This window comes from Streptomyces sp. 2A115 (genome assembly GCF_052245575.1).
In the GTDB taxonomy this organism is placed as follows: Bacteria; Actinomycetota; Actinomycetes; order Streptomycetales; family Streptomycetaceae; genus Streptomyces.
In genome coordinates this window covers 66,824-80,025 of record NZ_JBQQCG010000014.1, presented here as the reverse complement: position 1 = coordinate 80,025, position 13,202 = coordinate 66,824, and the positions used below count along the sequence as shown (strand labels likewise).

The window sequence follows — 13,202 nt, the reverse complement described above, 5'->3', positions numbered from 1 at the left end:
GAAACGCGTCATCCCTACCTTCGGGCACACGGACCCGGAGAAAGTGGAGGCGTGAGATGACAGCCCCGAGCAGCAGCATCACACCGCGCAAGGGGGGCCGCTGGATCGAGCAGTGGGACCCGGAGGACGAGACGTTCTGGAAGGAGACGGGAGAGAAGGTCGCCAATCGGAACCTCTTCTTCTCCGTCCTTTCCGAGCACATCGGGTTCTCGATCTGGACCCTGTGGTCGGTCATGGTTCTCTTCATGGGCCCCGAGTACGGGCTCACCCCCGCCGACAAGTTCTTCATCATCTCGATGGCCACGCTGGTCGGCTCGATCGTGCGGGTGCCCTACACCTTCGCCGTCGCCCGCTTCGGTGGCCGAAACTGGACCATCGTCTCGGCGAGCATGCTGCTCATCCCGACGATCGCCGCGTTCATCGTGATGGAGCCGGGGACATCCTTCGGCACCTTCCTGGTGTGCGCCATGCTCGCCGGCGTCGGAGGAGGCAACTTCGCCTCCTCCATGACCAACATCAATTCCTTCTTCCCCTTGAGGAAGAAGGGGTGGGCTCTCGGGCTCAACGCCGGCGGCGGCAACATCGGCGTGCCGGTCGTGCAGCTCGTCGGGCTCGCCGTCATCGGTGCCAGTGCAGGGCCGCGCGTCCTGCTGGGCATCTACATCCCGCTCATCATCATCGCCGCCGTCCTCGGCGCCATGTACATGGACAACATCACGTCCGTGAAGAACGACACCGGCGCGGCCAAGGAGGCCGTGAAGGACCCGCACACCTGGATCATGTCCTTCCTCTACATCGGGACGTTCGGCTCGTTCATCGGATACAGCTTCGCCTTCGGGCTCGTGCTGCAGACGCAGTTCGGCCGTACGCCGCTGGAGTCGGCCTACGTCACCTTCATCGGCCCGCTCCTCGGCTCGCTGATCCGGCCCGTGGGCGGCTGGCTCGCCGACAAGTACGGCGGGGCGAAGATCACTCTGTGGAACTTCGTCGGCATGGGTGTCGCGACCGCCGTCATCGTGGCCGCGTCCATGGAGCAGTCGCTGGCCCTGTTCACCACGGCCTTCATCCTGCTGTTTGTACTGACCGGGCTCGGGAACGGGTCCACGTACAAGATGATCCCCGGCATCTTCCAGGCCAAGGCCGTCGCCAAGGGCCTGACCGGTGAAGAGGCCGCGTCCTACGGGCGGCGGCTGTCCGGCGCCTCGATGGGGCTCATCGGAGCGGTGGGCGCGCTCGGCGGGCTGGGGATCAACCTCGCCTTCCGGCAGTCGTTCCTGAGTGTCGGTTCCGGCACGGGAGCCTTCGTCGGCTTCCTCGCCTTCTACGCGGTCTGCTTCGGAGTCACCTGGGCCGTATACCTTCGCCGCCCGGCGAAGGCCCAGTCCACGGCCACGACAGCATCGGAAGCGAAGTCGCAGCTCAGCTACGCCGAAGTGTGACGTAACACGAGCGACATAAAGCGGAACCGAGTCTGTCACGCACCGTTGACAGGCTCGGTAGACCGCCATGAAGGCGTGCGGCCACGCGGCGTGCAGAGGACGCCCCGGAGCAAGACGCCCCCCAGACCCAGCGGGTGACTCAGGACGAAACACCACTCGAGCGGGACAGGACACATGTACGAGGACCAGCAGCGACCAGAACAGCGACCGGGCCAGCGGGACCAGGGCCCCCTCGCGGGGTTCACCGTCGGTGTGACCGCCGCCCGACGAGCCGACGAGCTCGGGGCGCTCCTCCAGCGGCGCGGGGCCGTCGTCATGCACGCCCCCGCCCTGCGCATCGTGCCCCTCTCCGACGACAGCGAACTGCTCGCGGCGACCAAGCAGCTGCTCCACGAGGCCCCTGACATCGTGGTCGCCACCACGGCGATCGGATTCCGGGGGTGGGTCGAGGCCGCCGACGGCTGGGGTCTCGGCGAGGATCTCCTCAACGTACTGCGGGGGGTCGAGCTGCTCGCCCGCGGGCCCAAGGTCAAGGGTTCGATCCGGGCCGCCGGGCTCAACGAGGAATGGTCCCCGTCCTCCGAGTCCATGGCCGAGGTACTCGACCGGCTGCTGGACGAAGGGGTCGAAGGGCGCCGGATCGCGGTCCAGCTGCACGGCGAGCCGCTGCCCGGTTTCGTCGAGGCGCTGCGGGCCGCGGGCGCCGAGGTCGTCGGCGTACCCGTGTACCGGTGGATGCCGCCGGAGGACATCGGGCCCGTCGACCGGATGCTCGACGCCGCGGTCACCCGCGGTATCGACGCGCTTACCTTCACCAGCGCGCCGGCCGCCGCCTCGCTGCTGGGCCGCGCCGAGGACCGCGGGCTGCTGCCCGAGCTGCTCGCCGCCCTCAACCACGACGTGCTGCCGGCCTGCGTCGGCCCGGTCACCGCACTGCCGCTGCAGGCCCGCGGCGTCGACACGGTCCAGCCGGAACGCTTCCGGCTCGGCCCGCTCGTACAGATCCTGTGTCAGGAGCTGCCGTCCCGGGCACGAACGCTGCCGATCGCCGGCCACCGGGTGGAGATCCGGGGGCACGCGGTGCTGGTGGACGACGCGCTGCGGCCCGTACCGCCCGCCGGGATGTCGCTCCTGCGGGCGCTCTCACGGCGGCCCGGATGGGTGGTGGCCCGGGCCGAACTGCTGCGGGCGCTGCCCGGCGCGGGCCGGGACGAGCACGCGGTGGAGACGGCGATGGCCCGGCTGCGTACGGCACTCGGTGCGCCCAAGCTCATCCAGACCGTCGTCAAGCGCGGCTACCGGCTGGCGCTGGACCCGGCCGCCGACTCCAAGTACGGCGACGACTGACGCCCGCTCCGGCCATGGCGTCCGTACAGCACCAGCGCCGGCGTCAGCAGGACGAAGGCGAGGGTGTGCAGTACGGCCCGTACGACGTTCCAGGCCACCCACGGGTCCTCGAACTTCTCGCGCACGGCGGCCGGATCGGTGATCGTGGCCGGATTCCCGGAGTCCACGATGTCGGTGTTCAGCGGGATGTTGAAGACGACGGTCACCAGGAACGCGAGCACGTACATGACGAGTGCCGGGAACACCCACACCCGAAGCCGTGGTGAGCCGCGCAACTGCCAGGCCGAGACGGCCGTCAGCAGCAGCGCGCCGCTGAAGCCCAGGAGGAACAGCGGGTTCTGGATGACGTCGTCGATGTTCTGCATGACCTCGATGTAGAGGCGGTCGTCGCTGCGGGCCAGCGCCGGCATCACGCTGTTCGCGTACGCGGCGAAGAGTCCGGCCATCAGACCCGTGGCGACCGTGGCCGCGACCAGTACACCCCCGGCGGTCGTACGCCGCCGCTCTCCGTTCTCTGTGCTCGCTGTCGTGTTCGTGTTCGTCATGGCCACGAGTCAACCGGCGGGCCGGGGCGGGCGACATGGCCGTGACGCGCACGCGCATAAGCGGACGTCCAGGGCTGTACGGCGGCCAAGGCGTTACGGGGGGTTCCGGCGGCGCGTGCGGGAAGGCACTGTAGGGAGACGGACGGACCCCTCACCGACCCCCTCACGGCGGTAACCCAAGGCGGTGACAGGCACATGGCACTGGGCATGGCCACAGCCCCGTACGAGCTGCGGTTCGACTCCGGACGGATCTGTCTGGATCTCCTGGCGACCACGCACCCGGAGGAACGGCTCGACTCGGTCGAACCGCTGCGGGCCTGGATCGTCGGATCCGGACTCGTCCCGGCGGGTACGTCGCTGGCGGCGGCCGACTCCTCCTGGCTCGTGGGCTTCCGCGAACTGCGCGGCCATATCGGGCAATTGGTGGGCCGTGAACCCTCGCGGGACTCCCGGCCCTTCGACATCGCGCTGACCCGCGTCAACGAACTCGCCCGCCCCGCACCACCGGTACCGCGCGCCGAATGGGATGCCGGCGGCTCGCTCGTACGCGCCCTCGACGGCCCGCCCGCCTGCGCCGCCTTGATCGCGGCGATCGCCCGTGACGCAGTGGAACTCCTCACAGATCCCGTCGCCCGCGCCGACCTCCGCCAGTGCGAGGGAGACAACTGCCCGATCGTGTACCTGGACACATCCCGGGGGCGTCGTCGCAGGTGGTGCTCCAGTGAGGTGTGCGGAAACCGCGAAAGGGTCGCCCGGCATCGGCGCAGGGCGGCCCTCGCGCGAGCATAGGGTGGCGGCATACCCGTGGGTATGGAGTGGTGTCTGCCCGGGCTAGTATCCCTCGGTGGAGCCCCCGTGAAGCAAATGTGGAGCATGTGAAGGGATTTGACTCCCTCTCAGTCTCGCGCTCCTCACAAAGAATTCCGTGCACATTGAACAGCGCAGCACCTCCGCCCGTATCCGGTGATGAGCGACCGACTGGGGGATCCCCCGGACACCGGAGGTAGGCGTGCGCAAGGATTCCGCCGTGGCCGATGAACGATCGCCGAGGGCCCGACATCGCATGTCCCAGCCCTCGGAACCGGACGAGGAGCTGATGCGTGCGCTGTACCGCGAACACGCCGGGCCTCTGCTCGCCTACGTGCTGCGGCTCGTCGCGGGAGACCGGCAGCGGGCTGAGGACGTCGTGCAGGAGACGCTCATCCGCGCCTGGAAGAACGCCGGTCAGCTCAACCGAGCTACCGGTTCGGTACGCCCCTGGCTGGTGACGGTCGCTCGACGCATCGTCATCGACGGCCACCGCAGCCGGCAGGCCCGGCCTCAGGAGGTGGACCCGTCACCGTTGGAGGTCATCCCCGCGGAGGACGAGATCGACAAGGCGTTGTGGCTGATGACACTCTCTGACGCGCTCGAGGACCTCACCCCGGCTCACCGGGAGGTACTCGTCGAGACGTACTTCAAGGGGCGTACCGTAAATGAGGCAGCCGAGACGCTCGGGATACCCAGTGGCACGGTGCGCTCACGGGTGTTCTATGCCCTGCGTTCGATGAAGCTCGCACTGGAAGAGCGGGGGGTGACGGCATGAGCACATACGGGGGATACGGAACGGGTAGTCCTGGATCCATGCAAAGTTCGCAGGGACCGGGCGATCTGCACGAAACCGTCGGTGCCTACGCCCTCGGCATCCTCGACGACGCCGAGGCGACCGCCTTCGAGGCGCACCTCGCCACGTGCGCGTGGTGCGCGCAACAGCTCGACGAACTCGCCGGCATGGAGCCGATGCTGGCCGCCCTCGCGGATCTCCCGGGCTCCATCGGCACCCCGGCCATCGGCGAGTCGCTGGCCGCCCGCCCGAGCCCGCGGCTCGCGGACCGGCTGGTCGGCGAGGTCTCCGAGCGCCGCGTCCGCGCCAAGAGGAGTCGGCGTGCCTTCTTCGGGCTCGCGGCCTCGCTGATCATCGGTGGCCCGATCGCCGCGATCGCGGTCACCGGCGGCGAGACGGAGCAGCAGGCTCAGCCCGCGCACTCCGCCGGTCCCGCCGAGGAAGCGTTCAAGACCATGACCGAAAAGGTCGACGGCACGGACGCGAGCACCAAGGTCAGCGCCACGGTCGGGATGCAGTCCAAGGCCTGGGGCACCCACGCGGTCCTGGAGCTGAAGAACGTCAAAGGGCCGGAGAAGTGCTCCCTCATCGCCGTCGGCAAGAACGGCGAGCGTGAGACGGCGACCTCCTGGGCGGTCCCGAAGTGGGGCTACGGCATCAAGAACGCCACCACCGAGCAGGCCAAGAAGCCGCTCTACGTGCACGGTGGCGTCGCCATGGATCCCGCCGATATCGACCACTTCGAGGTCATGACCTTCGAAGGCAAGCGCCTGGTCCAGGTGAACGTGTAACCGACCCAGAGCGGAAACGTAGCCTCACGGGGCCCCCTTCGCGTACGGTTGACGGCTGCTATGCACGTCAGAAGGGGGCCCGGTGGCCGCTCAGGTTCAGCAGGAAACGGCGCTTGATCCGGTAGGCGATTCGGTACGCGACCGGGAGATCGGTGTCGAGCAGGAGCACCTTGACCGGGTGTACCAGCGCCTTGAGGAAAAGATCCACGAGGCGGAGTTCCTGATGAACGACGCCGCCAAGCGCGGACAGGTCGGAACGCCCGGGGCGCTCGCGGAGCGGGACGCCCAGGTGTTCAGGGCGGGGATTCATCTCAACCGCCTCAACAACGAGTTCGAGGACTTCCTCTTCGGTCGGATCGACCTGCTCCTCGGCAAGGACGGCAAGAAGGGCCCGGACGGCGCGTACACCGCCGTGGAGGCGGCGGAGGGGGCCGTCCGCGAGGACGGCACGGCCGAGATCGCGGAGACCCTCCACATCGGCCGCATCGGCGTCCTGGACTCCGACTACGCGCCGCTGGTCATCGACTGGCGGGCCCCGGCGGCCGCGCCGTTCTACCGCTCCACGCCGGTCGATCCCGGCCGGGTCGTACGTCGTCGGGTCATCCGCTCCAAGGGCCGCAAGGTCCTCGGGGTCGAGGACGACCTGATGCGCCCGGAGCTGAAGGCGACCCTCGCCGGGCGCGAGCTGCCGGTGATCGGCGACGGCGCCCTGATGGCCGCGCTCGGCCAGGCCCGCAGCCACACCATGCGGGACATCGTCGCCTCCATCCAGGCCGAGCAGGACCTGGTCATCCGGGCGCCCGCCGCGTCGGTGACGTACGTGGAGGGCGGACCGGGGACGGGCAAGACGGCTGTCGCCCTGCACCGGGCCGCGTACCTGCTCTACCAGGACCGGCGCCGGTACGCGGGCGGCATCCTGATCGTCTCGCCCACGCCGCTGCTGGTGGCGTACACGGAGGGCGTCCTGCCGTCCCTCGGCGAGGAGGGTCAGGTCGCCATCCGCGCGGTCGGCTCCCTGGTCGACGGTGCCGAGGCCACGCTGTACGACTCACCGGCGGTCGCGCGGGCCAAGGGGTCGTACAGGATGCTGAAAGTGCTGCGGAAGGCGGCGCAGGGGACGCTGGAGGAGCCGGGTGCCGCTTCGTCGCGGGGTTCGTCCGGGGGTCCGTCCCAGGGACAGCTCGCGTTCGGCGACGAGGAACCGGACGAGGACCTGCCGGCAGCCCCCGCCACCTCGACCACCCGCCTGCGCGTGGTCGCCTTCGGGCGCCGCCTGGAGCTGGAGGCCCCCGAACTGGACCGCATCCGGCACAACGCGCTCTCCGGGACCGCGCCCGTGAACCTGCTCCGGCCGCGGGCCCGCAAGCTGCTGCTCGACGCGCTCTGGGCGCGGTCCGGCGCCGGCACCCGGCACGCCGACCCGGAGCTGGCGGCGGAACTTCGCTCGTCGTTCGACGAGGACGTCAGCTCCGAGGACAGCTTCATCGCGTTCTTCGACGCCTGGTGGCCGGAGCTGACACCGCGCGCCGTCCTGGTGGCGATGGCCGACGAGAAGCGGCTCGGGCGGTGGGCGCGGCGGATCCTCAACCCCGGCGAGGTACGGCGGGTGGCGCGCTCCCTGAAGCGCGACGGCCTCTCCGTGCACGACGTGGCGATGCTGGACGAGCTGGCGTCGATCCTCGGTACGCCGTCCCGCCCCCGCAAGAAGCGTGACCTCGACCCGCTCGACGAGCTCACGGGCCTGGAGGAGCTCATGCCCGTACGCGAGGAGACGCGGCGCGAGCGCGCCGAGCGGCTGTCCCAGGAGCGTACGGAGTACGCGCACGTCATCGTCGACGAGGCCCAGGACGTCACGCCCATGCAGTGGCGCATGATCGGCCGCCGCGGCCGGCACGCCACCTGGACGGTTGTCGGCGACCCCGCCCAGTCGTCCTGGTCGGACCCCGACGAGGCCGCCGAGGCCCGCGACGAGGCCCTCGGCACCCGCCCGCGCCGCCGCTTCACGCTCACCGTCAACTACCGCAACCCGGCCGAGATCGCCGAGCTCGCGGCCAAGGTCCTGGCCCTCGCCATGCCCGGCTCCGAGTCCCCGGCAGCGGTCCGTTCGACGGGCGTACGGCCTCGGTACGCCGTCGTACGGGATTCCCTGGCGAAGACCGTGCGGGAGGAGGCCGCGCGGCTGCTCGACCAGGTCGACGGCACGGTCGGGGTCGTCGTCGCCATGAATCGGCGCGCGGAGGCCGCACGGTGGCTGGCCGGGCTCGGGGACCGCGTGGTCGCGCTCGGCAGCCTGGAGGCCAAGGGGCTGGAGTACGACGCCACGGTGGTCGTCTCCCCGGCGGAGATCGCCGACGAGTCCCCCGCGGGCCTGCGGGTGCTGTACGTGGCCCTCACCCGGGCCACACAGCAGCTGACCGTGGTCTCGGCCGACCGGGACGAGCCCGACGCGGGGGGAGTGCCGGACCTGCTCCGGGACTGAGACGAGCGATGCGGGAATTGCCTTACGGGGATCGTTTGTTACCTTGGACGTGACACCGGCCCGATCCAAGCCCCCGGGCCCAACCTTCGTCGCTACGAGCGACCACTTGCCGCGAGGCGAGCATGGCGGGTCGGTGTCATTAACGTGTTGTTGAACGTACGAGAGGTCCACGTCACTTGGTGACGTGGACCTCGTTTCGTTGTGAACAAAACGTTCGCAATCCGGGGTGGCTACCACGTACTCCGCGGTAGGTGCGACGATCGGACGGCAAACTCGCGAGCCGGTAACGCTCGCAGTACACGGTGAAAGCAGAGGAAGTCGGCCATGGCAACGGCGCCCAGCGTCTCCTACTCGATGACGGTCCGGCTGGAGGTGCCCGCGAGCGGAACCGCGGTCTCCCAGCTCACCGGGGCCGTCGAGTCCCACGGAGGCTCGGTGACCGGCCTCGACGTGACCGCCTCCGGCCACGAGAAGCTCCGGATCGACGTCACCATCGCGGCGACGTCCACCTCGCACGCCGACGAGATCGTGGAGCAGCTGCGCGGCATCGAGGGCGTCACGCTCGGCAAGGTCTCCGACCGTACGTTCCTGATGCACCTCGGCGGCAAGATCGAGATGCAGTCCAAGCACCCGATCCGCAACCGTGACGACCTCTCGATGATCTACACGCCGGGTGTGGCCCGGGTGTGCATGGCGATCGCCGAGAACCCCGAGGACGCCCGCCGCCTGACCATCAAGCGCAACACCGTCGCGGTCGTGACGGACGGCTCGGCGGTCCTGGGCCTCGGCAACATCGGCCCGATGGCCGCCATGCCGGTCATGGAGGGCAAGGCGGCCCTCTTCAAGCGCTTCGCCGACATCGACGCCTGGCCGCTGTGCCTGGACACCCAGGACACCGACGAGATCGTCGCCATCGTCAAGGCGATCGCCCCGGGCTTCGCGGGCATCAACCTGGAAGACATCTCCGCGCCCCGCTGCTTCGAGATCGAGGCACGGCTGCGCGAGGCCCTCGACATCCCGGTCTTCCACGACGACCAGCACGGTACGGCGATCGTCGTGCTCGCGGCCCTGACGAACGCGCTGCGCGTCGCGGGCAAGGGCATTGGCGACATCCGCGTCGTCATGTCCGGTGCGGGCGCGGCCGGTACGGCCATCCTGAAGCTGCTGATCGCCGCCGGCGTCAAGCACGCCGTCGTGGCCGACATCCACGGTGTCGTGCACGCGGGCCGCGAGGACCTGGTCCAGGCCGCCCCCGACTCGCCGCTGCGGTGGATCGCGGACAACACCAACCCCGAGGGCGTCACGGGGACGTTGAAGGAGGCCGTGCACGGCTCCGACGTCTTCATCGGTGTCTCCGCCCCGAACGTCATCGACGGCGACGACGTGGCCGCCATGGCGGACGGTGCGATCGTGTTCGCCCTCGCCAACCCCGACCCCGAGGTCGACCCGGCGATCGCCCGCCAGACGGCGGCTGTGGTGGCCACCGGCCGCTCCGACTTCCCGAACCAGATCAACAACGTGCTGGTCTTCCCGGGCGTCTTCCGCGGTCTGCTGGACGCCCAGTCCCGCACGGTCAACACGGAGATGATGCTCGCCGCCGCGACCGCCCTCGCCGACGTGGTCACCGAGGACGAGCTCAACCCGAACTACATCATCCCCAGCGTCTTCAACGACAAGGTCGCCGGTGCGGTCGCGGGCGCGGTCCGCAACGCGGCGAAGGCCGCGGGCGCGGCGGTGTCGGGCTGAGCCGTCTTTGACGGCTCCGACCGACGTGGCACTACCCCTGGGGCTCCGCCCCCAGACCCCGGCCTTGGAGGGGTGCGGGGCGGGTTGGTTCGTATGCTGCGGGTCGGTGGGGGCTTGGCGCGCAGTTCCCCGCGCCCCCGCGGGGGCGCGGTCCGCGCTCGGGCCGTGTGCGGTGCGGTGGAGTGGGCATGGGCATCGCGATGGATGGTTCGGTCGGTGGCCATGCGCGGCGGCCAAAATCGGTGGCTGTGATGGTCGCCACGCCCGCCTGGGTACCGGCGCGTCGCGGAACGCGGGGCCTGTGGCCGCCTCTAGGGTGGCGGCCATGGTTCAGTCCTGAGGGCCCACCAGGCCCTTTCAGACCCTGCGGTCCGCTGCCGGGAGCGGACGGAGCGTCACCAATTCGAGGCCGTGGCGCTTTTCGTGTGACTCCCAGGGGTGCCGGATTGGCTTTCCCGCCGCAGGTGGGGGCAGGATGCGTCTTCGGGCGCGAGGGTCCGGCTACGGACCCGGGTCCGGGGACCGACCGAGGACCCTGGCAGCATCGGCTTCACGTGCCCAATATGCGGCTCCGCCGCGTGGCACGCCTCAACGGCAAGAAGAACACGGGAGTAACAACATGAACCGCAGTGAGCTGGTGGCCGCGCTGGCCGACCGCGCCGAGGTGACCCGCAAGGACGCCGACGCCGTTCTGGCCGCGTTCGCCGAGACCGTCGGCGAGATCGTCGCCAAGGGTGACGAGAAGGTCACCATCCCCGGCTTCCTGACCTTCGAGCGCACCCACCGTGCCGCTCGCACCGCGCGCAACCCGCAGACCGGCGACCCGATCGACATCCCGGCCGGCTACAGCGTGAAGGTCTCCGCGGGCTCGAAGCTCAAGGAAGCCGCCAAGGGCAAGTAAGGCCTACGCCGCCCGCGCACGGGACGGCGCACGGCAGTGCAGTACGTCGATGGGGCGGCCACCCGATCCGGGTGGCCGCCCCATTGGCGTGAGCGAGACGTGAGCGAAGAAGGGTGCTACCCGAGCGCCTTGCCCGGCAGCTCGACCTTCGCGCCGAGTTCCACGAGCTTCTCCATGAAGTTCTCGTAGCCGCGGTTGATCAGGTCGATGCCGTGGACCCGGGACGTGCCCTGGGCCGCCAGGGCCGCGATGAGATACGAGAAGCCGCCGCGGAGGTCGGGGATCACGAGGTCGGCGCCCTGGAGCTTGGTCGGGCCCGACACGACCGCGGAGTGGAGGAAGTTGCGCTGGCCGAAGCGGCAGTGGGAGCCGCCGAGGCACTCGCGGTAGAGCTGGATGTGCGCGCCCATCTGGTTCAGCGCGGAGGTGAAGCCGAGGCGGGACTCGTACACCGTCTCGTGGACGATCGACAGGCCCGTAGCCTGCGTGAGCGCGACGACGAGCGGCTGCTGCCAGTCGGTCTGGAAGCCGGGGTGGACGTCCGTCTCCAGCGCGATCGACTTGAGCTGGCCGCCCGGGTGCCAGAAGCGGATGCCCTCGTCGTCGATCTCGAAGGCGCCGCCGACCTTCCGGTAGGTGTTCAGGAACGTCATCATCGAGCGCTGCTGGGCGCCGCGGACGTAGATGTTGCCTTCGGTCGCCAGCGCCGCGGAAGCCCAGGAGGCGGCCTCCAGGCGGTCCGGGAGGGCCGCGTGGGTGTAGCCGCCGAGGCTGTCGACGCCGGTGATGCGGATGGTGCGGTCGGTGTCCATCGCGATGATCGCGCCCATCTTCTGCAGCACGCAGATGAGGTCCTCGATCTCCGGCTCGACAGCCGCGTTGGACAGCTCGGTGGTGCCCTCGGCCAGGACGGCGGTCAGCAGTACCTGCTCGGTCGCGCCAACGGACGGGTACGGCAGCTGGATCTTGGTGCCGCGCAGCCGCTGCGGAGCCTCCAGGTACTGGCCGTCCGCGCGCTTCTCGATCTTCGCGCCGAACTGCCGCAGCACCTCGAAGTGGAAGTCGATCGGCCGGCCGCCGATGTCGCAGCCGCCCAGGCCCGGAATGAACGCGTGGCCCAGACGGTGCAGCAGCGGGCCGCAGAACAGGATCGGGATACGCGACGATCCCGCGTGCGCGTCGATGTCGGCGACGTTCGCGCTCTCGACGTGCGACGGGTCCAGGACCAGCTCGCCCGGCTCCTCTCCGGGACGGACCGTCACCCCGTGCAGCTGCAGCAGCCCGCGTACGACGCGCACGTCGCGGATGTCGGGTACGTTGCGCAGCCGGCTCGGAGCGCTGCCGAGCAGCGCGGCGACCATGGCCTTCGGTACGAGGTTCTTCGCACCGCGGACACGGATCTCACCTTCCAGCGGGGTTCCGCCGTGCACAAGGAGTACGTCGTCTGAGCCGTTGACGGTCATGTATCTCGCGTTCCGATGAGTTGGACAGGGGCCGAGGAGCAAGCGTAATGGCCGCCTACCCCCGTTCAGTAAGCCCAAGTGCGCACCGGGGTTGTCATAGCTTTGCCACAACACGAGCCGCGCCTGATCGGGCACACGGGGTCACCGGAGCCGGCGTGCGCTCCGCCTGCGTATGTACACCCGCCCGTCTCCCAGCACCACCCTCAAACGAGGCCTTACCAGGCCACTTCTCCAATTCATGGCCGCATTCACGCGGGTACGCGCATTGCCTCCCCTCGGGCGGGGAAGATGCGAGATCATGTCAGGCATGACCGAGGTGTCCTCGCTCACAGGGCGGTTGCTCGTGGCCACGCCCGCCCTGGCGGACCCGAACTTCGACCGCGCGGTGGTGTTGCTCCTCGACCACGACGAGGAGGGCTCCCTGGGCGTCGTCCTCAACCGCCCCACCCCGGTGGACGTGGGCGACATCCTCTCGGGCTGGGCCGACCTCGCGGGCGAGCCCGGCGTCGTCTTCCAGGGCGGCCCGGTATCGCTCGACTCGGCGCTCGGTGTGGCCGTGATCCCGGGGGGCGCGTCCAGCGAGCGAGCGCCGCTGGGCTGGCGCCGGGTGCACGGGGCGATCGGACTGGTGGACCTGGAGGCTCCGCCGGAGCTGCTGGCCTCGGCCCTCGGCAGCCTGCGGATCTTCGCCGGGTACGCCGGCTGGGGCCCCGGTCAACTGGAGGACGAACTCGTCGAGGGTGCCTGGTACGTCGTCGAGTCCGAGCCCGGAGACGTCTCGTCGCCCGCTCCGGAACGGCTGTGGCGCGAGGTGCTCAGGCGTCAGCGCAACGAGCTGGCGATGGTGGCCACGTATCCGGACGACCCTTCGCTCAACTGATGCCCGTC

12 protein-coding genes are annotated in these 13,202 nt (G+C 69.8%); 9 read left to right on the top strand and 3 right to left on the bottom strand.

Features of this window, described 5'->3' with window-relative positions; genetic code table 11:
- Positions 1–56 precede the first annotated feature (56 nt).
- Both ACTWQR_RS15020 and ACTWQR_RS15015 read left to right on the top strand, forming a co-directional pair.
- The gene (locus ACTWQR_RS15020; RefSeq protein ID WP_443227528.1) at positions 57–1,439 is read left to right on the top strand and encodes a nitrate/nitrite transporter; all 1,383 of its coding nucleotides are present in this window, start codon (positions 57–59) and stop codon (positions 1,437–1,439) included.
- Between the two features lie 174 nt (positions 1,440–1,613).
- Positions 1,614–2,786, top strand: coding sequence for a uroporphyrinogen-III synthase (locus tag ACTWQR_RS15015; RefSeq protein WP_443227527.1), 1,173 nt, complete (start codon positions 1,614–1,616; stop codon positions 2,784–2,786).
- Here the strand turns inward: ACTWQR_RS15015 and ACTWQR_RS15010 are convergent.
- On the bottom strand, positions 2,735–3,331 hold the full coding sequence (locus tag ACTWQR_RS15010; protein WP_443227526.1) for an anthrone oxygenase family protein: 597 nt from the start codon (positions 3,329–3,331) through the stop codon (positions 2,735–2,737). The two genes, ACTWQR_RS15015 and ACTWQR_RS15010, sit on opposite strands and share 52 nt — an antisense overlap.
- Positions 3,332–3,526: 195 nt before the next feature.
- Between ACTWQR_RS15010 and ACTWQR_RS15005 the strand changes: the two genes are divergently transcribed.
- The 3 genes from ACTWQR_RS15005 (at position 3,527) to ACTWQR_RS14995 (ending at position 5,725) form a co-directional block, all read left to right on the top strand.
- Complete coding sequence (locus tag ACTWQR_RS15005; protein WP_443227525.1) at positions 3,527–4,120, top strand: CGNR zinc finger domain-containing protein; 594 nt, start codon at positions 3,527–3,529, stop codon at positions 4,118–4,120.
- 274 nt (positions 4,121–4,394) lie between these two features.
- Positions 4,395–4,916 (top strand): sigma-70 family RNA polymerase sigma factor, encoded by a 522-nt coding sequence (locus tag ACTWQR_RS15000; protein ID WP_221357382.1) that lies wholly within the window; start codon positions 4,395–4,397, stop codon positions 4,914–4,916.
- Positions 4,917–4,954: 38 nt separating this feature from the next.
- Positions 4,955–5,725, top strand: coding sequence for a zf-HC2 domain-containing protein (locus tag ACTWQR_RS14995; protein WP_443227524.1), 771 nt, complete (start codon positions 4,955–4,957; stop codon positions 5,723–5,725).
- Positions 5,726–5,792: 67 nt separating this feature from the next.
- Here the strand turns inward: ACTWQR_RS14995 and ACTWQR_RS14990 are convergent, their stop codons facing one another.
- Positions 5,793–5,933 carry a hypothetical protein gene (locus tag ACTWQR_RS14990; RefSeq protein ID WP_363109100.1) on the bottom strand — a complete coding sequence of 47 codons (141 nt, stop codon included), beginning with the start codon at positions 5,931–5,933 and terminating at the stop codon, positions 5,793–5,795.
- Between ACTWQR_RS14990 and ACTWQR_RS14985 the strand changes: the two genes are divergently transcribed.
- The 3 genes from ACTWQR_RS14985 to ACTWQR_RS14975 all read left to right on the top strand — a co-directional run bounded on the left by ACTWQR_RS14985 (position 5,874) and on the right by ACTWQR_RS14975 (position 10,851).
- Positions 5,874–8,204, top strand: coding sequence for a HelD family protein (locus ACTWQR_RS14985; RefSeq protein ID WP_443227601.1), 2,331 nt, complete (start codon positions 5,874–5,876; stop codon positions 8,202–8,204). The genes ACTWQR_RS14990 and ACTWQR_RS14985 overlap by 60 nt on opposite strands.
- A 324-nt stretch (positions 8,205–8,528) precedes the next feature.
- A complete protein-coding gene (locus tag ACTWQR_RS14980) occupies positions 8,529–9,950 on the top strand; it encodes an NAD-dependent malic enzyme (RefSeq protein WP_443227523.1) in 1,422 nt (473 codons plus the stop codon).
- 619 nt (positions 9,951–10,569) lie between these two features.
- Entirely contained in the window at positions 10,570–10,851 is a 282-nt protein-coding gene (locus tag ACTWQR_RS14975) for an HU family DNA-binding protein (RefSeq protein WP_006374476.1), read from the top strand.
- A 116-nt stretch (positions 10,852–10,967) separates the two neighbouring features.
- Here the strand turns inward: ACTWQR_RS14975 and murA are convergent, their stop codons facing one another.
- Positions 10,968–12,314 carry a UDP-N-acetylglucosamine 1-carboxyvinyltransferase gene (murA, locus tag ACTWQR_RS14970; RefSeq protein ID WP_443227522.1) on the bottom strand — a complete coding sequence of 449 codons (1,347 nt, stop codon included), beginning with the start codon at positions 12,312–12,314 and terminating at the stop codon, positions 10,968–10,970.
- A gap of 307 nt (positions 12,315–12,621) precedes the next feature.
- Between murA and ACTWQR_RS14965 the strand changes: the two genes are divergently transcribed.
- On the top strand, positions 12,622–13,194 hold the full coding sequence (locus ACTWQR_RS14965) for a YqgE/AlgH family protein (protein ID WP_443227521.1): 573 nt from the start codon (positions 12,622–12,624) through the stop codon (positions 13,192–13,194).
- Positions 13,195–13,202 lie beyond the last annotated feature (8 nt).